This is a genomic window from Kitasatospora sp. NPDC008115 (assembly GCF_042957205.1).
Lineage (GTDB): Bacteria > Actinomycetota > Actinomycetes > Streptomycetales > Streptomycetaceae > Kitasatospora.
In genome coordinates this window covers 92,134-112,824 of record NZ_JBIBHU010000012.1, presented here as the reverse complement: position 1 = coordinate 112,824, position 20,691 = coordinate 92,134, and the positions used below count along the sequence as shown (strand labels likewise).

Sequence of the window (20,691 nt, the reverse complement as noted above, 5' to 3'; positions counted from 1 at the left end):
TCCGCGGGCCGGCCCGCGCTAGGGTTTCGACCATGGCCGACTACCACGACGACCTCCGACTCGCCCATGTCCTCGCCGACTCGGCCGACTCGGTCACCCTGGAGCGTTTCAAGGCGCTCGACCTGCGGGTCGAGACCAAGCCCGACCTGACCCCCGTCAGCGACGCCGACAAGGCCGCCGAGGAGCTGGTGCGCAGCGTCCTGCAGCGGGCCCGCCCGCGCGACGCGGTGCTCGGCGAGGAGTTCGGCCTTCAGGGCTCGGGCCCGCGCCGCTGGGTGATCGACCCGATCGACGGCACCAAGAACTACATCCGCGGCGTCCCGGTCTGGGCCACCCTGATCGCGCTGCTGGAGGACGGCCCGGACGGCGTGGAGCGCCCCGTCGTCGGCATCGTCTCCGCCCCCGCGCTCAACCGCCGCTGGTGGGCCGCCAAGGACCTCGGCGCGTTCGCCGGCCGCAGCCTCGCCAAGGCGAGCCGGATCCAGGTCTCCGGCGTCTCGCGGATCGAGGACGCCTCCTTCTCCTACTCCTCGCTCACCGGCTGGGAGGAGCGCGGCCGCCTCGACCCGTTCCTCGACCTCACCCGGGCCTGCTGGCGCACCCGCGCCTACGGCGACTTCTGGTCCTACATGATGGTCGCCGAGGGCGCGGTGGACATCGCCGCCGAGCCGGAGCTGTCGCTGTGGGACATGGCGGCGAACTGCGTCATCGTCGAGGAGGCCGGCGGCCGCTTCACCGGTCTGGACGGCGTCCCGGGCCCGGGCGGCGCCGACGCCGTCGCCTCCAACGGCCTGCTCCACGACGAGGCGCTGCGCCGTCTGAGCGTCTGATTCCTTCGCCGTCGACGTGATGGGGACTCTTCGAAGAGTCCCCGTGCACGTGGTGCGGGCCCCGGGTGCCGGTTCTCCGGCGGCACCCGGGGCCCGCTGCTCAGCGGGTCCCCTCACCGGGCCCCGCGTCACGGTGCGTCACTGCTGCTTGCGCAGCTCCCGCACCGCGGTCTCCAGCCGCCGGCCGAAGTCGGCGTCGGCCCTGCGGAAGTTCTCGACCGCCCGCTCGACGATGTCCTCGCGGTCGGAGGAGACCTTGGCGATGAAGCCGGACAGGTTGCCGACCAGCCGCTGCTTCTCGTCCTCGCCCATCAGCCGGTAGAGGTTGCCGGCCTGCACGAAGTCGTTGTCCTCGGCGTGCGAGGGCGCCTCGTGGGTGCCGGTGGCACCGTCGACCGCGGTCGGCGCCCACAGCGGACGGCCGGTCTGCACCGGGCCGCCGAAGCTGTTCGGCTCGTAGTTCTTGCGGCGCCCGTGGCGGCCGTCGTAGAGGTAGCCGTCCCGGTGGTTGTGGAGCGCCTCGGTGGCGTGCGGGCGGTTGACCGGCAGGTGGTCGGCGTTGATGCCGACGCGGTAGCGGTGGGCGTCCGCGTAGGCGAACAGGCGGCCCTGCAGCATCTTGTCCGGGGACGGGCCGATGCCGGGCACGAAGTGCGACGGCGAGAAGATCGACTGCTCGACCTCGGCGAAGACGTTGTCGGGGTTGCGGTTGAGCTCCAGCCTGCCGAACTCGACCAGCGGGTAGTCCGCGTGCGGCCAGACCTTGGTCAGGTCGAACGGGTTGAAGCGGTAGTTCGCCGCGTCGGCGGCCGGCATGATCTGGACGCTGACCGTCCAGCTCGGGAACTCGCCGCGCTCGATGGACTCGCGCAGGTCGCGCTGGTGGCTGTCCGGGTCCTCGCCGGCGAGCCGGTTGGCCTCGTCCTGGGTGAGGTTGCGGATGCCCTGGTCGGTCTTGAAGTGGTACTTCACCCAGAAGTGCTCGCCGGCCTCGTTCTGCCACTGGTAGGTGTGCGAGCCGAAGCCGTCCATGTGCCGGTAGGACGCCGGTATGCCGCGGTCGCCGAACAGCCAGGTCACCTGGTGGGTGGCCTCGGGCGACAGGCCCCAGAAGTCCCAGACGTTGTCCGCCTCCTGCGAGCCGGTGTACGGGTCCCGCTTCTGGGTGTGGATGAAGTCGGGGAACTTGGTGGCGTCCTTGATGAAGAACACCGGGGTGTTGTTGCCGACGAGGTCGTAGTTGCCCTCCTCGGTGTAGAACTTCAGCGCGAAGCCGCGCGGGTCGCGCACCGCGTCCGCCGAGCCGAGGTTCCCGGCGACGGTGGAGAAGCGCAGGAAGGTCTCGGTCTGCTTGCCGACCTCGGAGAGGAACGCGGCCCGGGTGTACGCGGTGACGTCCGCGGTCACCGTGAAGGTGCCGTAGGCCGCGGCGCCGCGGGCGTGCACCACGCGCTCCGGGATGCGCTCGCGGTTGAAGTGCGCGAGCTTCTCGAACAGCTGCTGGTCCTGGATCAGCGCCGGACCGCCGACGCCGGCGGTCTCGGTGTTCTGGTTGTCGGCGACGGGGGCACCCGCCTCCGTGGTGAGGGTGGGGCGCAGCTCGTCCTGGGTAGTCATGTGAGGGTGCCTCCGCGTGATCCGGTCGTGTCGAACCGATCCTAACTTGGACTTTGTCCAAGTCAACACTGGAACCAGACTCGGAGTGTCACTTACCCTGAGTCCATGAGTGACCTGCTGGAGAGACTTCGCGGACGTGGATGGCGGCTGACCTCGCAGCGCCGGGTCGTGGCCGAGGTCCTCGACGGCGAGCACGTCCACCTGACCGCCGACGAGGTGCACGCCCGCGCGGTCGAGCGGCTGCCCGAGATCAGCCGCGCCACCGTCTACAACACCCTCGGCGAACTCGTCTGCCTGGGCGAGGTGCTGGAGGTCGCCACCGACGGCCGCGCCAAGCGCTACGACCCCAACGCGCACCACGCGCACCAGCACCTGGTCTGCTACGGCTGCGGCGCCATCCGCGACGTCCACCCCCAGGGCGACCCGCTGGCCGCCCTGCCCGCCTCCGAGCGCTTCGGCTTCACCCTCTCCGGCGCCGAGATCACCTACCGCGGGCTGTGCCCGGACTGTTCCGCCGGTTCCTGAACCCCACCGCCGCGGGTCCGGCTACGCGCTCAGCTCCGCGTGCAGCGCGCCCAGCAGCCGGCCCGCCCGCTCAGCGACCTCCGCCGGACCGTAGTCCGCGGCCCGCCGGCACCAGCCCTCGGCCAGCACCGGCTCGCCCCGGCGCAGCGCCAGCAGCGCCAGGCGCAGCGCCGCCCGCCCGTGCCCGGCGTCCGCCGCCCGGGTGTACCAGAGCATCGCCTCGGCCTCGCTGTCCTGCCGGGCCAGCAGCAGCCCCAGGTTGAACGCCGCGCTGCGGCTGCCCGCCCCGGCCGCCCGCCGGTACCAGCTCTCGGCGATCTCCAGCGCCCCCCGCTCGGCCGCCCGCACCCCCATCCGCACCTGCGCCCGGCGGTGCCCGGCGTCGGCCGCCACCGCGTACCAGTGCTCGGCCTCCGCGTCCGCGTCCCCCCGCCGGTCCAGCACCGACGCCAGCCGGAACGCGCCCTCCGTCGAACCGCCCGCCGCCGCCTGCCGGTAGCGCTCCAGCGCGCCCGCCGCGTTGCCGCGCTGCTCCTGCACCACCGCCAGTTGCAGCGCCGCCTCGCCGTGGCCCTCCGCGGCGGCGCGCGCGTACCACTCCTGCGCCTGCCGGTGCTCACCGCGCCCGGCGTGCAGCACGCCCAGGTTGAACGCGCCGTCCACGCTGCCCGCCTCGGCGGCCTTGGAGAACCACGGCTCGGCGCCCGACTCGTCGCCGCGCTGCAGCAGCACCACGGCCAGCGCGTTGCACGCCTCCCGGTGCCCGGCGTACGCGGCCCGGCGGTACCACTGCTCGGCCTGCTGGTCGCGGCCCGCGCCGGCGCAGAGCAGGCCCAGGTTGAAGGCGCCGTTCTGGTCGCCGGCCTCCAGCGCGCTGCGGTACCAGCGCTCCGCCTCGGCGGCCTCGCCGCGCGAGGCGTGCAGCGCGCCGAGCGCGTTGGCGGCGTTGCCGTCGCCCGCCTCGGCCGCCTCCTGCCACCACTCGGCGGCCGCGGTGAGGTCCCCGCCGTCGCGCAGCAGGTAGCCGAGCGCGCACGCGGCCCGCGGCTCGCCGTTCTGCGCCGACTGCCGGTACCAGCGGGCCGCCTCCTCCAGCAGCGACTGCTCGCCGCCGGCCCGGTCCTCCAGCAGCACGCCCAGGCGCAGCGCGGCGCGGGCGTGGCTGCGGGCGGCCGCGATCCGGTACCAGGCCTCGGCGGTCTCCTTGTCCCCGGCGGCCTCGCGCATCCGGGCCAGCCGGTAGGCGGCCTCCCGGTGCCCGGCGTCGGCGGACACCTTGAACCAGCGCTCGGCGCGCACGTCCCGGCGGTGCTCCATGAGGTCGCCCAGCGCGTAGGCGCCCAGCGGGTGGCCGTGGTCGGCGGCGAAGTGCAGCCAGTACTCGGCGGCCTCCTCCTCGCCCTGGTCGCGCAGTTGCAGGCCGAGCGCGTGGGCGGCGGGCGCGCTGCCGGCCACCGCCGCCTGCCGCCACCACTGGGCGGCCTCGGCCCGGTGGCCGCGCTGGTGCAGCAGCACGCCGAGGTTGTTGGCGGCGGCGCGCAGCCCGGCGGCGGCGGCGCCGCGCAGGTACGGTTCGGCGTCCTCCAGGTCGCCGCGGCGCAGCAGCAGGGTGCCGAGCCGGGCGGCGGCGTCCGGGTCGCCGTCGTCGGCGGCGCGCCGGTGCCGGGCCTCCAGGGCGGCCTGCTCGCGGGCGGCGAGCGCGGTCTCGAAGCTGGCCGAGTCGAAGCCGGTGTCGCTCTCGACGCCGGGGCCGGAGCCGTCGGACGGCGCGCCGCGGGCGCCGGGCGCGGCGGCGAGTCCGCCGGCCGGGACGTGCACCAGGGAGTCCGGGCCCCAGCCGCCTGCGGGGCGGCGCTCGGCCAGGCCGCTGGTGCGCTGGGCGGGCAGGGCGCCGGGCCGCCGTTCGGCGCTCTCCGCCCAGGCCTCGGTGTCCGCCTCGGTGGTCGCCGGCTTCGCCCCTGCCCCGTTCTTGCCGATCAGCCTCATGCCGACTCCCACTCCCCCCGAGTGTCGCGGCGTCTTCCTCCGGCCCGGGGCCGGGGGGACCCCACGGGGAGCGCGCGGACCCGACGGCCGGTCAGCAGCCGGGCAGCGTCCCCCATGTGTCCCATCGTCGCATCACCCGCAACCCGCGTACACCTGCCCCGGCCGATTTCGGCGGGGCGGACCCGAAGCCGACGAAATTGCTTCGGCGCTTTGTCGATTTCCCGACACTCGCCCCCCACAAACCCCGCTGCCGTCGTCCTTGGCGACGCTCGATGGTACCGGAGCGGCCCCGCCCGCCCGCGCGCGCAAACGCCGAAGGCCCGGAGGAAGAATCCTCCGGGCCTTCGTGCTACTGAGTAGCGGGGACAGGATTTGAACCTGCGACCTCTGGGTTATGAGCCCAGCGAGCTACCGAGCTGCTCCACCCCGCGTCGGTGGTTAAACCATAGCACGGGCGCGGGGTGGAGCCGAAATCGGTCAGCGCGGGATCGCCGCAGCTCAGGGGCCGCTGCTCGGGGCGGGCGAGGCCGCCCCGGTCGCCGGCGGGGTGGCCGGCGGGGTGGCCGGAGCCGTCTCCGCCGGCGCCGGGGCCGGGGTGATCCCGGCCTTCTGCTCGGCCGCCTCGACCGCCTTGAGCGCGTCGTTGAGCGCCTTCTGGGCCTGGCCCCAGGCCACCCAGTCACCGTTCTTGAACGCGGCCTGGCTGTCGTTGTTGGCCTTCACCGCGTCCGCGATCGCCTTCTGCAGCTCCGGCGAGACCGTGGCCCCCGGCACCGGAGTGGTCGGGGTCGTCGGCGTGGTCGGCGTCGTCGGGTTCGTCGGGCTGGGCGGCGTGGTGGTGCCCGGCGCCGTGGGCGTGACCGGCGCGCCCGGCGCCGCCCCGCCGAGCACCTTGGCCAGCGCCTTCTCCAGGTTGTCCTCCACCGCGACGACCGCGTTCTCGTTCCCGTACGTCGCCAGCACCTTCTTCAGCACCGGCACCTTGGCGCTGCGCCCGATCAGGTAGACCGGCTCGACGTTCAGCAGGCCGCCGCCGACCGGCAGGGTCAGCAGGTTGCCGTACTCGATGTCGGAGTCGGTGCCGGTCTTCAGCAGGGTCAGCTGGTTGGCGACCAGCGGGTCCGAGTTGAACTTCGCCTGCACCTGCTTGGGGCCGAGCGCCCCCGATCCGGTCGGGATCTTGGCGATCCGGATCTTCCCGTAGTCCGGGCCGGGGTCGGCGCTGACCGACATGAACGCGGCCAGGTTGTCACGGCCCTGCGGCGCGAAGGTCGTGGTGAGCGAGAACGACGCCTCCTTCGCGTCCGGCATCCGGACGGTCAGGTAGTACGGCGGCTGCACCTCGTTGCTGTTGGTCGTCGGGTCGGTCGGCACCTGCCAGATGTCGGTGCCGTTGAAGAAGCCGCCGGCGTCGGTCATGTGGTACTCGGCGAGCAGGTCGCGCTGCACCTTGAACATGTCCTGCGGGTAGCGCAGGTGCGGCGCCAGCTCCGACGGGATGTCGGCCTTCGCCTTCACCGTGCCGGGGAACGCCTTCATCCAGGTCTTCAGCACCGGGTCGTTCTCGTCCCACTGATAGAGCGTCACCTCGCCGGTGTACGCGTCCACGGTGGCCTTGACCGAGTTGCGGATGTAGTTGACCTGGTTCGCGGCGGTCAGCAGCTCACCGCGCTGGTTGGTCAGCGAGTCCTTGGTGACGTCGCCCAGCGTCGTCTTCGACGAGAACGGGTAGCCGTCCGAGGTGGTGTAGCCGTCCAGCACCCACACCACGCGGCCGTTCTCCACCACCGGGTACGGGTCGGCGTCGATCGACAGCCACGGCGCGACCTTCTCCACCCGCTCCTTGGGCGTGCGGTCGTAGATGATCTTCGCGCCGTCGCGGATCGCGCTGGAGTAGAGGATCTGCGGCTCGGCGAACTTCACCGCGTACGCGGCCCGGGTCAGCGGGTTGCCCAGGCCGACACCGCTGTCGCCGTCGTAGGAGAAGTGCACCGGGGTGCCGTTCTCCGCGGTGTAGTCGATGTCCTGGTAGCCGCCGCCGACGATCGAGTACGTCGTCGTCTTCTCGCCGTAGTAGATCCGCTGCTGGTAGTCGCCGAACGCGCCCTTCGTCGGCAGCGCCGACTCGGTGTAGACGGGGTTGCCGTTGGCGTCCACCTGGTTGCCCTTGGCCGCGATCACGCCGTAGCCGTGGGTGTAGTTGAAGTGGTCGTTGATCCAGTTCCGCTGGATGCCGTTGAGGTCCAGCTCGCGCACGCCCAGCACGGTGTCCTGGTCGCCGTACCGGTCCACGTCCAGCGACTTCGGGAACGCGTAGTACTTGCGCAGCGCCTCGTTCTGCTGGAAGGTCGGGCCGACCACGTTCGGGTCCAGCAGGCGGATGTCCGAGATGGTCTGCGAGTCCGGCTTCAGCGCCTCCGCGCTGGTGCCGTTCGCCGGCTCGTACTGGACCACTTCGCTGTCGGCGATCCCGTACGCCTCACGTGTCGCGTCGATGTTCTTCTGGATGTACGGCGTCTCCTTGGCCTGCTCGTTCGGCTTGACCTGGAACTGCTGCACGATCGCCGGGTACACCCCGCCGATCAGCACCGCCGACAGCACCATCAGGCCCAGGCCGATCAGGGCCGGCGCCCAGGTGCGGCGCACCGGGGTCAGGAAGAACAGCACCGCGCAGATCACCGCGACGAAGAACAGGATCGTCTTCGCCGGCAGGAACGCGTTCGCGTCCACGTACCGCAGGCCCGTCCAGCCGGACACGCCCTTGTAGGAGCCGGTCTTCACCGCCAGCGCGTACCGGTCCAGCCAGTACGCCACCGCCTTCAGCAGCACGAACACGCCCAGCAGCACCGCCAGGTGCCCCTGCGCGCCGGTGCTCGCCCGCCGCCCGGGGCCCTGCAGCCGCAGCCCCCCGTACAGGTAGTGCACCAGCACCGAGGTCAGCAGCGAGACGATCACCGCGCTGAACGCGAAGCCCAGCAGGAACTCGTAGAACGGCAGGTCGAAGGCGTAGAACGAGATGTCCTTGCCGAACTGCGGGTCCTTGGTGCCGAACGGCGTGCCGTTCGTCCACAGCAGCCAGGTCCGCCACTGGCCCGAGGCCGCGGCGCCCGCCACCAGCCCGATCACCAGCGAGACGCCGAGCAGCGCCCAGCGCTTGAACGGCGCCAGGCCCGAGCGGTAGCGGTCCAGGCTCTGCTGCTCCACCGACATCGCCGACAGCGGCGGGCGCAGCCGGTGCGCCAGCCAGACGTTGAAGCCGACGATCACCGCCATCAGCAGCCCGAACACCGCGAACAGGCCGATCTTCGTCCACAACTGGGTGGTGAAGACCGAGGTGTAGCGGACCGACCTGAACCAGAGCCAGTCCGTCCAGAACCCGGCGAACATGACGAACAGGAGGAACAGCACCGCGAGCACGCCCAGGGTCAGCAGGAGCACCCGCGCTCGCCTTGAGGGCGGGCCTACTCTGCGCCGGAACCCCGGCCCTGAGCGTTCCGGCATCTGGAATACCACGGTGGCACCTCAGCTGTGTCGTCTTGAGTCGGTCGGTCTTCAGTGCAACTTAACCAGTCTTTGGCCGAGTTCCCACCGTTAGCAGACGGTTACGACAACCTCCCCCCGGCCCTCCCCCGTCCGTCCCTTCCCCTGCCCACGAGCGGCGGGCGCGACGCACCGGTCGCCCGACGTGTGAGGATTGAGACATGTCCGATGGATCCAACCTCCCCGACGACGTCTCCACCCTCCCGGCCGGCAGCCCGCTGACCCGGGCCGCCCTGGAGATCGACGAGTACGCCGCCACCCTCGGCTGGGACCTCCCGGCCCGCCTCTTCGCCCTGGTGGACAGCGCCGCCCTGCGCAAGGCCGACCCCCGCATCGCCGAGCAGCTCGGCCTCGCCGACGGCAACGAGCCCGGCCTCACCCCGGTCGAGCAGGACGAGCTGCCCGCCGGCATGGAGCTGGACAAGTTCCTCGGCACCATCGCCTGGCCCGGCGCGGTGGCCGGCTGCGCCCTGGTCGTCGAGCGCCTGATGCTGCCGCCGGGCGCCGAGCAGTCCCGCCCGCGCAACGCCAGCGACGCCCAGCTCGCCGAGTGGGTGGCCAACCACCCCAAGCGCGAGGAGGTGCGGATCACCGCCGCCGTGCTGCGCGACGGCAGCAAGGAGATCGCGCTGCGGCTGCGCTCCAAGGACACCGCCCGCGAGGTGCTGACCGGCCCCGACCTGGTGCCGGGCCTCACCGAAGCGCTGCTGGCGACCTTCTCGTAGGCGCCGGGCCCCGGGTCTCGGGTCTGCCCCGGGCCCCGGGTCTCGGGCCCGCCCCGGGCCTGCTCGGGGCCTCGGGAGCGGCTAGGACGTGCAGGACGGCAGCGCGGAGGTCTGCCCGGAGCGGATCTGCTCCAGCGCCTTCAGCGCGCCGTCCAGCGTCTCCACCTTGACCAGGTCCAGCCCGGACGGGGTGTTCTTGGCGGCCTCGGCGCAGTTCGCCGCCGGGGCGAGGAAGTACTCGGCGCCCGCGTCCCGGGCGGCGATCAGCTTCATCGCTATGCCGCCGATCGGGCCGACCTCGCCCTCGTCGGTGATGGTGCCGGTGCCGGCCACGAACCGTCCGCCGGTCAGGTCGCCCGGGGTCAGCTTGTCGATGATGCCGAGCGAGAACATCAGGCCGGCGCTGGGCCCGCCGACGTCCTGCAGCCCGATGTCGATCCGGAACGGGTAGGTGTGCCGCAGGCCCGGGCGGATGCCGACCATCGCGGAGCCGGTGTCCGGCGACTTCACGGTCGGGACGCTGATGTCGGTGCGCACACCCGGCTCGGCCGAGCCGTCCTTGACCCGCGGCACCACGGTGAAGACCGCCGCTTCGCCGGGCTGGTGCCGGGTGACGGCCTTGGCGACCGCGTCCGCGTCGGCGACCGGGGTGCCGTCCACCGCGACGATCTGGTCCCCGGCGTGCAGCCGGCCCTCGGCCGGGGCGCCGGCGGTGACGCTCTGGACGATCAGCTCGCTGCCCATCGGGATGCCGAGCTGGCTCAGCGCCGCGGTCCGGGCGTGGTCCTCGGAGAGCGCGAACTCCTCGGCGTTCTGCCGCTTCGCGTCGGCGTCGCTCTGGCCCTTCGGGTAGACGTTGTCGTGCGGCACCACCAACACGTCGTCGCGCAGCCAGCCGACCACCGCGTTGACCAGGCTCGGCTCGTACTTGGCGCCGGTGACCTGGACGGTCGTCATATTGAGGTGCCCGCTCGCCGGGAACGACTCGTGGCCGGTGATGGTGATCACCGGGGTCCCCGTCTTCTCCTGCACCCCGAGCGTGTTGTACGTCGGGCCCGGGCTCATCTCGGTGTACGGCACCTTCATCAGCACCGAGGCGCAGAGCAGCGCTATGAGCAGCAGGGTGGCGGCGAGCATCGTCGCAGAGCGGCGTGGCATGCCTCGACAGTACGGGACGCCGATGACGGCGCGCCCGGCGGGCCGGGCCCGGTGGGGCCCCGGCCCCCGGGACACGTCCTACCGTTCGGGGCGCTCCTGCGGGGCGCCGGTGGCCGTGGTGCGTTCCATCGCGGCCATGAACCGCTGGTGCTCGGCCAGCGAGGCCGGGTCCCCCGTCGCTCTCGGGGCCCGCTGGGCCCAACCCGCCCACACGGCGGCGACCACCGCGGCGACGCAGGGAATGATCAACCAGGCGAGCGCAGCCATCTCAGTACTCCCAGCTCGTCGTGTCTATGAGCAGATTAACCATCCCGGCGGACAACGCCACGGGCGCCGTCCGGGTTACGGCACGGCCGATCGGCTCACTGCCAGGGAGTACCGGGCCCGCCGGGCCACACCCGTTCGAGTGAGCGACCGGCGCGTCGCGCGACGAGGGAGCCCGACGGGTGCTCAGCAGTCGCCGGCGCCGACCCACTCCTCGCCGCCGTCCGCGAACACCTGGTGCTTCCAGATCGGCACCTCGTGCTTGAGGTCGTCGATCAGCCGGCGGGCCGCGGCGAACGCCTCACCGCGGTGCGCACAGGACACCGCCACGATCACGGCCTTGTCGGTGATCCCCAGCCGGCCGACCCGGTGCACCGCGGCCAGCGCCCGCACCGGGAAGTCGGCCACGACCTTCTCGGCGACCCGGCGCAGCTCCCGCTCCGCCGACGGGTGGCAGCTGTACTCCAGCACGGAGACCGGCCGGCCGCCGTCGTGGTCGCGGACCGTCCCGACGAAGACGGTCGTGCCGCCGGCCGCGTCGTCACCGACCGCCTCGTACACCTCGTCGAGCGAGAGCGGGGTGTCGCGGATTGCGAGCAGGCGGACCGGGTCGTGGTTCTCGGACATGGCCCCATGATTGCCCATCCCCGGGGCGCCCCGGACCACCGCCCGGGGCCGCCGCCGGGAACCGGTCAGAACCGGCGCCGCTTGCGCGCCCTGCGCACCAGCGCCGCCGTACCCACCAGCGCCACCGTCGCCCCCGCCGCGCCCAGGCTCGTCGCCGCCTCCTTGCCGCCCAGGCGGCGCCCCGCCACCGCGTGCTTGCCCGCCACCTGCTCCAGCAGCTCCGCCAGCACCTCCTCGTTGGTGTGCGCCGGACGCCAGCCCGCCTCGTGCAGCCGGCTGCCCGACACCACCCACGGGTACATCGTGTACGCCAGGTCCCCGGCCGGCGCCGGCGTCAGCCCCAGCCGGTGCAGCCGCGCCGCCGTCCCCAGCGCCAGCGAGGCCGGCAGCTCCATCCGCCGGATCCCCGACAGCCGCTCCACGTCCTCCTGCTCCAGCCAGCCGTCGCAGCCGACCGTCACCTCGCCCTCGACCAGGCCCAGCACCGCGTACTCCAGCGCCGCCGCCAGGTCGTCCACGTGGCAGAACTGCCAGCACGGGCGCGAGCCCGCCACCACCAGCAGCCGCGGCGCCTCGAAGTGCCGGGTCAGCACCGTGTCCACCCCGGGGCCGACCACCACCGCCGGGCGCAGCACCGTCACCTGCAGCCCCGGGTGCGCCCGCGGCGCGCGGCGCGCCAGGCGCTCGATCTCCAGCAGGTCCCCGACCAGCGAGGCCTCCTCGGTCGCCCGCAGCTCCGAGTCCTCCGCGAGCGGCACCTCGTTGTCCGCCAGCGCGCCGTAGACCATCGCCGACGTGCAGAGCACCACCCGGGGCACCCCGGCCGCCGCGGCCGCCGTCAGCACCGTCTGCGCGCCGCGCACGTTGTAGGCGCTGCGCGCCCGCGGGTCCGACTCCATGCCCAGGTCCATCGCCAGGTGGACCACGACGTCCACCCCGGCCAGCCGCTCGGCGACCGCCGGGTCCCGCACGTCCAGGACCCGCCACTGCACCCCGGGCACCTCGCCGCGCCGGTCGTCGACCGCGAGGACGCGTTTCACCCCCGGCGAGGCGACCAGCCGGGCCGAGACCCGCTCGCCGAGCACCCCGGCGGCACCCGTGACCGCCACGGTCAGCGGCCTTCCGGCATAGGCTGGAGGCGGCGACGCCGTGATGTCCGGGGCGTCCTCTCCTCCGGTCAGCCCAGAGCGAACGTCCGAGGGCGGGGAACTCACCGGCCATCCTCCACGGTTAGCTTATGTGCGTACGTACGTGTGTCACGTACGTCCATCCTGCCCGAGGCGGAGGCCCGGCGGTGCACCCGGCGCGGGCCAGCCGCGCGGGAGCCGCCCACCGGCCGGGAGTCCCCCACTCCGCCGACCGCCCCGGGCACGCAGATTCACCGCCACCACCCGTATGACGGCCGACCGGATCGAGGACCCCGTGAGCGACCTTCCCTTCGGATTCGGCGTTCCGCCCGAGGAGCCCGAGGACGGCAAGGCCAAGCCCGACGACGACCAGAAGAAGAAGGACGAGGGCGGCGCCCAGTCCGGCGGCCCGCAGCCCTTCGGCTTCTCCGGCGGCAACCCGCTCGGCGCCCTGTTCGGCATGGGCCTGCCCGGCATGCCCGGGATGCCCGGCGCGGGCGGGCCCGGCGCCGGCGACAACCCCTTCGCCGCGATGTTCGGCGGCCTCAACCCCAACGACCTCGGCGCCGCCTTCCAGCAGCTCGGCCAGATGCTCTCCTTCGAGGGCGGCCCGGTCAACTGGGACCTCGCCAAGGACATCGCCCGGCAGACCGTCGTCGCCGAGCCCGCCGAGGGCAAGAGCAAGGACCGCTCGGTCAGCGCCGCCGAGCGCTCCGCCGTCGCCGAGGCCGTCCGCCTCGCCGACCTGTGGCTCGACGGCGTCACCACCTTCCCCTCCGGCGCCGGCACCGCCGTCGCCTGGAGCCGCGCCGAGTGGATCGAGGCCACCCTCCCCGTCTGGAAGGACCTCGTCGACCCGGTCGCCGAGCGGGTCGGCAACGCCATGGGCGGCGTCCTGCCCGAGGAGATGCAGGCCATGGCCGGCCCGCTGCTCGGCATGATGCGCTCCATGGGCGGCGCCATGTTCGGCACCCAGATCGGCCAGGCGCTCGGCGCCCTCGCCGCCGAGGTGGTCGGCTCCGCCGACGTCGGCCTGCCGCTCGCCCCGGCCGGCAAGGCCGCGCTGCTGCCGCAGAACGTCGCCGAGTTCGGCGAGGGCCTCAGCGTGCCCGCCGAGGAGGTCCGCCTCTACCTGGCCCTGCGCGAGGCCGCCCACCAGCGGCTCTTCGCCCATGTGCCGTGGCTGCGCGCCCACCTGCTCGGCGCCGTCGAGGCCTACGCCCGCGGCATCAAGGTCGACAGCTCCCGCATGGAGGAGCTCGTCGGCCAGCTCGACCCGAGCAACCCCGAGGCCCTCCAGGAGGCCCTCGCCGGCGGCCTGCTCCAGCCCGAGGACACCCCCGAGCAGAAGGCCGCGCTCGCCCGCCTGGAGACCGCGCTCGCCCTCGTCGAGGGGTGGGTCGACGCCGTCGTGCACGCCGCCGCCGAGCCCCATCTGCCGCAGGCGGTCGCGCTGCGCGAGACCGTCCGGCGCCGCCGCGCCGCCGGCGGGCCCGCGGAGCAGACCTTCGCCACCCTGGTCGGCCTCGAACTGCGCCCGCGCCGGCTGCGCGACGCCGCCCGGCTCTGGGCGCTGCTCGCCGACGCCCGCGGCACCGAGGGCCGCGACGACCTCTGGCAGCACCCGGACATGCTCCCCACCGCCGCCGACCTCGACGACCCGGACGCCTTCGTGCACCGGGGCAGCGGCGACCTGGAGGGCGGCATCGACTTCGACGCCCTCGACAAGCTGCTCGGCGAGGCCGCCGCGGGCGGCGCCGCCGACCGGGGCCCCGGCTCCGCGAAGCCCGACCTGACGAAGGACGACGACGGGTCCGGAGACGACGAGCAGGGGAAGGGCGAGCCCACCGCATGACGGCCACCGAGACGGACCGCGCCGACGGCCTGCACGCCGACGCGGTCCGCGCCCTGGACGAGTGGCGGCCCGCCGACCCCGAGCAGGACCGGCTGCGCCTCGCGTACCTGCGGCACCTCGCCGAGCAGCCGGACGGCCTCTACCGCTCCTGCCTGCCCGCCCACATCACCGCCAGCGCCGCCGTGGTCGACCCCGGTGCCGGGCGCGTGCTGCTGACCCTGCACCCCAAGGTCGGCCGGTGGCTGCAGATGGGCGGGCACTGCGAGCCCGGTGACCGCGACCTCGCCTCGGCCGCCCTGCGGGAGGCCACCGAGGAGTCCGGCATCCCCGACCTCGTCCTGCTCACCCGCGACGGCGTGCCCGTCCCCGCCAAGCTGGACCGCCACCAGGTCCGCTGCACCGGCAAGGACCGGCCCGAGAACACCCACCTCGACGTCCAGTACATCGCGGTGGCCCCGCCCGGCGCCCAGGCGCTGATCAGCGAGGAGTCGCTCGACCTGCGCTGGTTCGACTACGACCGCCTGCCCGAGCTCACGGACCACTCCGTGCGCGAGCTGGTGGCGCGCGCCCGCGAACTCACCGGCTGAAGCACCCGGGAGCGCCCGGACAACGGAAGGGGCGCGGGCCGCATCGGCCCGCGCCCCTCCCGTTTGTCCTTCCCGACGACCTCCGACGGCCGCTCAGCCGCAGGACTCCGCCGGGCCGGCCTCCGCCGGCGCCCCGTGCCGGGCCCCCGGGATGTGCGGCAGCCGGGCCGCCGACACCACGCCCTCCAGATAGCCGCGCGCCCGCTCCGTCCGCGGATACGCCTCCAACAGCGCCCAGAAGTCCGGGCCGTGGTCCGGCACCAGCAGGTGCGCCAGCTCGTGCAGCAGCACGTAGTCGACCACGTACTCCGGCATCCCCTGCAAGCGGTGCGAGAGCCGGATCGTCCGCTCGCTCGGGGTGCACGACCCCCAGCGCGAATTCTGATTGGTCACCCAGCGGACCTGGGAGGGCCGGGCGCGACCGCCCAGATAGGCCGTCGACAGCTCCCGCGCCCGCGCCACCAGCGCGTCGTCACCCAGCACCCGGCGGCTCTCCTGCGCGGCCAGCTTCTCCAGCATCTGCGCGACCCAGCGCTGCTCCTCCGCGTGCGACATCCGGGCCGGGATCAGCACGATGGTGCGGTCGCCCTCGCGGTAGGCGGACACCGTCCGGCTGCGGCGGGCGCTGCGCCGCACCTCCACCCGGGACCGGTCGAGCGGCTCGCGGGCGGCTCCTGGCTGCGGCTCCGGGCGCTGCTCGGAGCGTTGGTCGGGCCGCTGATCAGGGCGTTGATCAGGACGCTGCTCCGGACGCCCGCGCGTACTCGGCGCCGCCACGTGCGACCCGGACGCTGCACGGGCACGCCGAGGCGACGCCGAGGGATGGGAGTCCCGTTCGGCTGCCATGGCACACGACGTTACCCGCTCCCCCTGGCAGAAGTCCGCTGCCATGGCCGAAATGTTTCGTGGAGCGATCGGGAACGAAAGGCCGACGGCAGGTGTCCGGAATCCGACGCCGGGCCGGACGCCAAGTTATCCACAGGGTGTGCAAACGGATCATCCGATGATGCGCCCGTGCCTGTGGACAACGCGGCGCACCCCGTCGCCCCGATCGGGCATGCTGCCGTCAGCCGTCCGGAAACCATCGGAAGGAAGACCGCCGTGCGCCTCGCCCTCAAGCCCGCCCTCTCCCGCAGCTGGCGGGACTCGGACACCCTCCAGTTCGGCACCATCCCGCAGCACGCGGGGGTGCTCGGCCACGCCGCCGACAAGGCCCTGCGCGAGTTCCTCGGCCTCGTCGACGGGACCCGCGACCGGCCCGCGCTCCTCGCCGAGGGCGAGCGGATCGGCTTCGGGCGCGACCCCGCCGACTCCCTGCTCGACCTGCTGGAGGAGGCCGGGGTGCTCGACGACGCCCAGGCCTCGGCCGAGGCCCTGGCCCGCTTCCCCCAGCCGCACCGCGACCTGCTCGGCCCCGACCTCGCGTCGCTGTCACTGATCCACGCGCCCCCGGGCGCCGCCCCCGCCGTCCTGGCCCGGCGGCCCGAGCACGCGGTCGAGGTCCGCGGCGCGGGGCGGATCGGCGCCGCCGTCGCCGCCGTCCTCGCGGCGGGCGGCATCGGCACGGTCTCCGTGGTGGACTCCGGCCGGGTCACCCCCGCGGACTGCTCCCCCGCCGGACTGCCCCCGGCCGACGTCGGCCGGCTCCGGGCCACCGCCTCCCGCGAGGCCGTCGACCGCGCCACCGCGCGCCGCCCCGGCCGGCGCAGCCGGCAGCCGAGACCGGGGCTGCCCGACCTGGTGGTGCTCGCACCCCGGGACGGCAGCGGCGCGTTCGCCGGCGGCACGCCCCAGGCCCGCGAGCTGCTCCGGGCCGGGGTCCCGCACCTGTACGTCGGGGTGGTGGAGGAGTACGGGGTGGTCGGGCCCCTGGTCCTGCCGGGCGTCTCGGCCTGCGGCCACTGCCTGGTCCTGACCCGGGAGGACGAGGACGCCGCCTGGCCCCGGATCCTCGCCCAGCTCGCCGAAGGCGGCCCTGGGCGGGCGCCCACCCCGGCCTGCGACACCGCCCTGGCGACCTCGGTCGCCGGCCTCGCGGCACTGCACGTCCAGGTCCACCTGGACGGCGGCCGACCGCCCAGCGTGGACGGCTGGTGCGAACTGTCCGCCGTGGACGGCATGGTCCGCCGCCTACGGCTCAAGGGCCACCCGGACTGCGGCTGCCTCTGGCAGCCGACACCACCGCACTGAGGCCCGCCTCCGGCGGCTGCCGGAGGCGGGTCCGTCAAGCGATTGGAGAGGCAGTGGCGACACCCGGTCGGGACGCCACGGGAGCGGCAACTGCGGCACCGCGCAGGTTGCCACCCCGGGGCGGCCTCGGGCAAGGACGACGAAACCGCGAGACAGGCACGGGCGGCCCGGCCCCGGCAACCGGTCGGGCAACCACCCAGGACGGCTTCGGGTCGATGACTTCGGCACCGCTCCGGCGGGTGGCCGCCGGAGCGGTGCCAGGTCGACGGTCGGCGTGCCCGGGTGATGGTGGCAATGTGCCTCAGGCTTGGCGGGATCGCCTGGGCCAGGGGCGATGTGTCCGGGCAGCGGCTGCGGTGCCTTGGGCTGCCTCGGCGCCTCGGCGATGCCGAGGCGCCGAGGATCGGAGGAGGAGGGGTGGGGTGGGGGCGGGGGGGGGAGGGGGCCCCCGAAGAAGGGTGAGGGGTGCTGCGGCGGGGCCGCGGGGCGGCGGATTACGGCCGGGGCCGCGGCGGCGAACGGGCACAATGGCGTATGACGGTCGGCCTCCGCCGCGGGGGCCTTGGGCGTGTCGACTTGGAGGCCCGGGTGAGCGATCTTCCGCGCAAGGCAATGACCCGCACGGCAAGACTCGCCGCCCTGCCGCTGGGGATAGCCGGCCGGGCCACCCTCGGTCTCGGGAAGCGGATCGGCGGCCGGTCGGCCGAGGTGGTGACCGCCGAACTGCAACAGGCCACCGCCGACCAGTTGTTCAAGGTCCTGGGCGAGCTCAAGGGCGGGGCGATGAAGTTCGGGCAGGTGCTGTCCGTCTTCGAGGCCGCCCTGCCCGAGGAGGTGGCCGGCCCCTACCGGGCGGCCCTGACCAAGCTCCAGGACGCCGCGCCGCCGATGCCGGCCGCGAAGGTGCACGCGGCGCTGGCGCAGCGCCTGGGCGAGGACTGGCGGAGCCTGTTCCTGGAGTTCGACGACCGGCCCGCGGCGGCCGCCTCGATCGGCCAGGTGCACCGGGCGGTGTGGCACGACGGCCGGGTGGTCGCGGTGAAGGTGCAGTACCCGGGGGCGGGGGACGCGCTGTTGGCGGACCTGTCGCAGCTGAGCCGGGTGGCCTGGCTGCTGGGTCCGCTGATTCCGGGCCTGGACATCAAGCCGCTGATCACGGAGCTGCGGGAGCGGGTCGCCGAGGAGCTGGACTACGAGCTGGAGGCGCAGGCGCAGCGCCGTCACGCGGAGGAGTTCGCAGGCGATCCGGAGATCGTGGTGCCGGGCGTGGTGGCGCAGGCGGACCAGGTGCTGGTGTCGGAGTGGATGGACGGCACGCCGCTGGCCGAGGTGATCGCCTCGGGTTCGCAGGAGGAGCGGGACCAGGCGGGCCGGTTGCTGGCGCGGTTCCTGTTCGCCGGTCCGTCGCGGACGGGGCTGTTGCACGCGGATCCGCATCCGGGCAACTTCCGGCTGTTGAAGGACGACGGCCCGGTGGGGGGCTGGCGGCTGGGGGTGCTGGACTTCGGGACGGTGGACCGGTTGCCGGGCGGCTTGCCGGCGCCGATCGGGGCGTCGTTGCGGATGGCGTTGGCCGGGGACGCAGCGGGTGTGCTGACGATGCTGCGCGAGGAGGGTTTCGTGAAGCCCTCGGTCGAGCTGGATCCGGACGCGGTGCTGGACTACCTGCTGCCGATCATCGAGCCGGCGGCAGTGGAGTCGTTCCACTTCACCCGGGCGTGGATGCGGGCGCAGGCGGCGCGGATCGCCGATCCGCGGTCGCCCGCGTACAACCTGGGCAAGCAGTTGAACCTGCCGCCGTCGTACCTGTTGATCCACCGGGTGACGCTGAGCACGATCGGCGTGCTGTGTCAGCTGGGTGCCAAGGCGCCGTTCCGGGCGGAGATGCTGGAGTGGCTGCCGGAGTTCGCCGAGCCGGGGGCGCCGGGGAAGCGGACGGCCGCGAGCCCGGCCAGGAAGAAGGCGCCGGCGAGGAGTCCCGCGGCGAAGAAGGCGGCGCCCAGGAAGGCGGCGGCCCCGGCCAGGCGCCGGAGCCCGTCGGCGGAGGACTGATCCACCGTCCGTCGCGACGGCCGCAGGCCGCCTCCCGGTGTCGGGGGGCGGCCTGCGGCACGACGGGGGTCCTGGCCCGGTGGGCCGGTGACACGCTAATGCGCCGGCGTCCCGGTCACATCAGGGCGACGGCGAGGGCCTTGCGGGCGCGGAGCGAGGCGCGCTCGGCCTTCTGCTTGAGCTTGTGGGCCCGGGCGAGCCGGCCGACGAGCCGTTGGTGCTCGGCCTCCTGGAGGCGCTCTTGCATATGCGCCCGGGCCAGGGATTCATGGATGAGTTGCATCTCAAGGGTCCTGTTCTGGATCTGGAGTTCGGTGGTCTGCTCGGCGCGGACGGTCGGATCGATGGCGGCGGCGGTCATGTGGTGGTCCTGCTCGTGGTGCGTCGTCGGGAAGGGGTGGATGCGGGCGGCGTCGGCCTTGGCGGCGGCGAGGCGTACGGAGCGGCGGAGGGCGTCGTCCAGCGGGGGCTGCTCTCCCCGGCGGACGGTTCCGGCTCCGGACGCGGGGTTCACGCCGCGACCTCGGTCTTGCGCGGGCGGCCACGCGGCCGCTTGCGGGCCACGACGACACCCTGGACGAAGAGCTCGCCACCCCAGACGCCCCAGGGCTCGCGGCGCTCGAGGGCACCGGTGAGACAGACGTCCTTGACCGGGCAGGTGCCGCAGAGGGACTTCGCGTACTCGACGTCGGCGGGCGTCTCGGCGAAGAAGACCTCGGGGTCGAAGGCACGGCACGGGATGGGGAGCCCGAGCTCCTCGGCCTGGTCGATCGAGGTGAACTGCATGGGGAGAACCTCCGGAGGGTCGGCCTGGTCGGCCTTGAGCTGGCTTGTCGGCGGTACGGACGGGGTGGGCGGCGTGATGACCGTGGACACTGTGGGCGTCTTCCTCGTCTTCTCAGTGGGTCCGGCTCAGCTGACTGGTGGGGCTGGGCCGGAGGCCCCGGGGGGCCTGGGTGGTCTTGCGTACCGGACAAAACAGAAGGGCCGCGGATCCCGGTGATGTGGGATTCCGCGGCCCTGGAGGCGCCGACCTGAGGCTGGCTCAGGTTCGTTCTCTCCAGGGTTCGGGGCCGCGGAAGGCCCACATCCGGATGGCCGTGGCGCCCGTAAAGGCGGCCATGGCCTGGTTGATCTGCTGCTCGTTCTGCTTCTGGGCGTTTCCGGCACCGATGACCTGCGCATAGCCGCCATGCATGGCGACGGCTACGGCCGTCTTCGGTGCCTGGGTCGGTCGCTCATCACGCAGGGAGCGCGAAGCGTCGGCCGACGCCCAGTCGCGGGACAGACCAGTCTTGACACTGGTGCCGTCGAGGCTGCCGCCCTGGATGCCGGTGCTGCCGGAGCCAGTGTGTCCGAGGCCACTGACAGCGGGGGCGAGGGAGGCGGGAACGACGGAGACACCGGTGGTGTCAAGACCCAGACCGGTTCCGCACAGCTCGACGGCGAGCCGCAGATCGGCGGCACGCAGCGAGGCGGCGTTGACGGCCTGGCCAGTCATTTTGGTGATCATGGTTTCCACTGCATTCGCCTCCTCTCGGCGTCTCGCGGAGCCTGGTCTCCCGGGCTCCGAACTGTTCGGATGTCTGTCTCGGTAAAGCTGTGGAG

18 protein-coding genes and 1 tRNA gene are annotated in these 20,691 nt (G+C 73.5%); 7 read left to right on the top strand and 12 right to left on the bottom strand.

All coding sequences use genetic code 11. The features are described 5' to 3' along the window. Positions 1 to 32 precede the first annotated feature (32 nt). The gene (hisN, locus tag ACFZBX_RS17280) at positions 33 to 830 is read left to right on the top strand and encodes a histidinol-phosphatase (RefSeq protein ID WP_391534576.1); all 798 of its coding nucleotides are present in this window, start codon (positions 33 to 35) and stop codon (positions 828 to 830) included. A 138-nt stretch (positions 831 to 968) separates the two neighbouring features. Here hisN and ACFZBX_RS17275 read toward each other — a convergent pair whose 3' ends face one another. Then, positions 969 to 2,447 (bottom strand): catalase, encoded by a 1,479-nt coding sequence (locus ACFZBX_RS17275; RefSeq protein ID WP_391534575.1) that lies wholly within the window; start codon positions 2,445 to 2,447, stop codon positions 969 to 971. Positions 2,448 to 2,552: 105 nt separating this feature from the next. Here ACFZBX_RS17275 and ACFZBX_RS17270 point away from each other — a divergent pair, with 105 nt between their 5' ends. After that, entirely contained in the window at positions 2,553 to 2,972 is a 420-nt protein-coding gene (locus tag ACFZBX_RS17270) for a Fur family transcriptional regulator (RefSeq protein ID WP_380764422.1), read from the top strand. A 21-nt stretch (positions 2,973 to 2,993) separates the two neighbouring features. On the opposite strand, the gene ACFZBX_RS17265 is transcribed toward ACFZBX_RS17270, so the two are convergent. The 3 genes from ACFZBX_RS17265 to ACFZBX_RS17255 form a co-directional block, all read right to left on the bottom strand. After that, on the bottom strand, positions 2,994 to 4,958 hold the full coding sequence (locus ACFZBX_RS17265) for a sel1 repeat family protein (protein WP_391534574.1): 1,965 nt from the start codon (positions 4,956 to 4,958) through the stop codon (positions 2,994 to 2,996). 357 nt (positions 4,959 to 5,315) lie between these two features. Beyond that, positions 5,316 to 5,389: transfer RNA gene (locus ACFZBX_RS17260), tRNA-Met, on the bottom strand. A 67-nt stretch (positions 5,390 to 5,456) separates the two neighbouring features. Beyond that, on the bottom strand, positions 5,457 to 8,459 hold the full coding sequence (locus ACFZBX_RS17255) for a UPF0182 family protein (RefSeq protein ID WP_391534678.1): 3,003 nt from the start codon (positions 8,457 to 8,459) through the stop codon (positions 5,457 to 5,459). A 200-nt stretch (positions 8,460 to 8,659) separates the two neighbouring features. Between ACFZBX_RS17255 and ACFZBX_RS17250 the strand changes: the two genes are divergently transcribed. After that, the gene (locus ACFZBX_RS17250) at positions 8,660 to 9,223 is read left to right on the top strand and encodes a PPA1309 family protein (protein WP_380763572.1); all 564 of its coding nucleotides are present in this window, start codon (positions 8,660 to 8,662) and stop codon (positions 9,221 to 9,223) included. A gap of 81 nt (positions 9,224 to 9,304) precedes the next feature. On the opposite strand, the gene ACFZBX_RS17245 is transcribed toward ACFZBX_RS17250, so the two are convergent. From ACFZBX_RS17245 to ACFZBX_RS17230, 4 genes are all read right to left on the bottom strand, one after another. After that, complete coding sequence (locus ACFZBX_RS17245; protein WP_380763574.1) at positions 9,305 to 10,381, bottom strand: PDZ domain-containing protein; 1,077 nt, start codon at positions 10,379 to 10,381, stop codon at positions 9,305 to 9,307. Between the two features lie 78 nt (positions 10,382 to 10,459). After that, positions 10,460 to 10,648 carry a hypothetical protein gene (locus tag ACFZBX_RS17240; protein ID WP_391534573.1) on the bottom strand — a complete coding sequence of 63 codons (189 nt, stop codon included), beginning with the start codon at positions 10,646 to 10,648 and terminating at the stop codon, positions 10,460 to 10,462. Positions 10,649 to 10,831: 183 nt separating this feature from the next. Further along, positions 10,832 to 11,290 (bottom strand): molybdenum cofactor biosynthesis protein MoaE, encoded by a 459-nt coding sequence (locus ACFZBX_RS17235; protein ID WP_391534572.1) that lies wholly within the window; start codon positions 11,288 to 11,290, stop codon positions 10,832 to 10,834. A gap of 47 nt (positions 11,291 to 11,337) precedes the next feature. Next, positions 11,338 to 12,486, bottom strand: a complete 1,149-nt coding sequence (locus tag ACFZBX_RS17230; protein ID WP_391534571.1) for an NAD-dependent epimerase/dehydratase family protein — start codon at positions 12,484 to 12,486, stop codon at positions 11,338 to 11,340. Positions 12,487 to 12,694: 208 nt separating this feature from the next. Between ACFZBX_RS17230 and ACFZBX_RS17225 the strand changes: the two genes are divergently transcribed. Together ACFZBX_RS17225 and ACFZBX_RS17220 are read left to right on the top strand one after the other, a co-directional pair. Next, positions 12,695 to 14,254, top strand: coding sequence for a zinc-dependent metalloprotease (locus tag ACFZBX_RS17225; protein ID WP_391534570.1), 1,560 nt, complete (start codon positions 12,695 to 12,697; stop codon positions 14,252 to 14,254). Further along, positions 14,251 to 14,841 (top strand): NUDIX hydrolase, encoded by a 591-nt coding sequence (locus tag ACFZBX_RS17220; RefSeq protein ID WP_391534569.1) that lies wholly within the window; start codon positions 14,251 to 14,253, stop codon positions 14,839 to 14,841. Before ACFZBX_RS17225 ends, ACFZBX_RS17220 begins: the two co-directional genes overlap by 4 nt. A gap of 93 nt (positions 14,842 to 14,934) precedes the next feature. Here ACFZBX_RS17220 and ACFZBX_RS17215 read toward each other — a convergent pair whose 3' ends face one another. Next, the gene (locus ACFZBX_RS17215) at positions 14,935 to 15,687 is read right to left on the bottom strand and encodes a M48 family metallopeptidase (protein WP_391534568.1); all 753 of its coding nucleotides are present in this window, start codon (positions 15,685 to 15,687) and stop codon (positions 14,935 to 14,937) included. 255 nt (positions 15,688 to 15,942) lie between these two features. Between ACFZBX_RS17215 and ACFZBX_RS17210 the strand changes: the two genes are divergently transcribed. Beyond that, entirely contained in the window at positions 15,943 to 17,031 is a 1,089-nt protein-coding gene (locus ACFZBX_RS17210) for a ThiF family adenylyltransferase (RefSeq protein WP_391534567.1), read from the top strand. A gap of 588 nt (positions 17,032 to 17,619) precedes the next feature. After that, complete coding sequence (locus ACFZBX_RS17205) at positions 17,620 to 19,083, top strand: ABC1 kinase family protein (RefSeq protein WP_391534566.1); 1,464 nt, start codon at positions 17,620 to 17,622, stop codon at positions 19,081 to 19,083. 115 nt (positions 19,084 to 19,198) lie between these two features. Here the strand turns inward: ACFZBX_RS17205 and ACFZBX_RS17200 are convergent, their stop codons facing one another. The 3 genes from ACFZBX_RS17200 to ACFZBX_RS17190 all read right to left on the bottom strand — a co-directional run bounded on the left by ACFZBX_RS17200 (position 19,199) and on the right by ACFZBX_RS17190 (position 20,605). After that, a complete protein-coding gene (locus tag ACFZBX_RS17200) occupies positions 19,199 to 19,597 on the bottom strand; it encodes a hypothetical protein (RefSeq protein WP_391534565.1) in 399 nt (132 codons plus the stop codon). Further along, on the bottom strand, positions 19,594 to 19,959 hold the full coding sequence (locus tag ACFZBX_RS17195) for a WhiB family transcriptional regulator (RefSeq protein WP_391534564.1): 366 nt from the start codon (positions 19,957 to 19,959) through the stop codon (positions 19,594 to 19,596). The genes ACFZBX_RS17200 and ACFZBX_RS17195 overlap by 4 nt, the downstream gene beginning before the upstream one ends. Before the next feature lie 169 nt (positions 19,960 to 20,128). Then, positions 20,129 to 20,605, bottom strand: coding sequence for a hypothetical protein (locus ACFZBX_RS17190; RefSeq protein WP_391534563.1), 477 nt, complete (start codon positions 20,603 to 20,605; stop codon positions 20,129 to 20,131). Between the last annotated feature and the right edge of the window lie 86 nt (positions 20,606 to 20,691).

Coding starts and splice junctions, on each gene's coding strand:
- hisN (WP_391534576.1), top strand. CDS start 33: ATGGCCGACTACCACGACGACCTCCGACTCGCCCATGTCCTCGCCGAC.
- ACFZBX_RS17275 (WP_391534575.1), bottom strand. CDS start 2,447: ATGACTACCCAGGACGAGCTGCGCCCCACCCTCACCACGGAGGCGGGT.
- ACFZBX_RS17270 (WP_380764422.1), top strand. CDS start 2,553: ATGAGTGACCTGCTGGAGAGACTTCGCGGACGTGGATGGCGGCTGACC.
- ACFZBX_RS17265 (WP_391534574.1), bottom strand. CDS start 4,958: ATGAGGCTGATCGGCAAGAACGGGGCAGGGGCGAAGCCGGCGACCACC.
- ACFZBX_RS17255 (WP_391534678.1), bottom strand. CDS start 8,459: ATGCCGGAACGCTCAGGGCCGGGGTTCCGGCGCAGAGTAGGCCCGCCC.
- ACFZBX_RS17250 (WP_380763572.1), top strand. CDS start 8,660: ATGTCCGATGGATCCAACCTCCCCGACGACGTCTCCACCCTCCCGGCC.
- ACFZBX_RS17245 (WP_380763574.1), bottom strand. CDS start 10,381: ATGCCACGCCGCTCTGCGACGATGCTCGCCGCCACCCTGCTGCTCATA.
- ACFZBX_RS17240 (WP_391534573.1), bottom strand. CDS start 10,648: ATGGCTGCGCTCGCCTGGTTGATCATTCCCTGCGTCGCCGCGGTGGTC.
- ACFZBX_RS17235 (WP_391534572.1), bottom strand. CDS start 11,290: ATGGGCAATCATGGGGCCATGTCCGAGAACCACGACCCGGTCCGCCTG.
- ACFZBX_RS17220 (WP_391534569.1), top strand. CDS start 14,251: ATGACGGCCACCGAGACGGACCGCGCCGACGGCCTGCACGCCGACGCG.
- ACFZBX_RS17215 (WP_391534568.1), bottom strand. CDS start 15,687: ATGGCAGCCGAACGGGACTCCCATCCCTCGGCGTCGCCTCGGCGTGCC.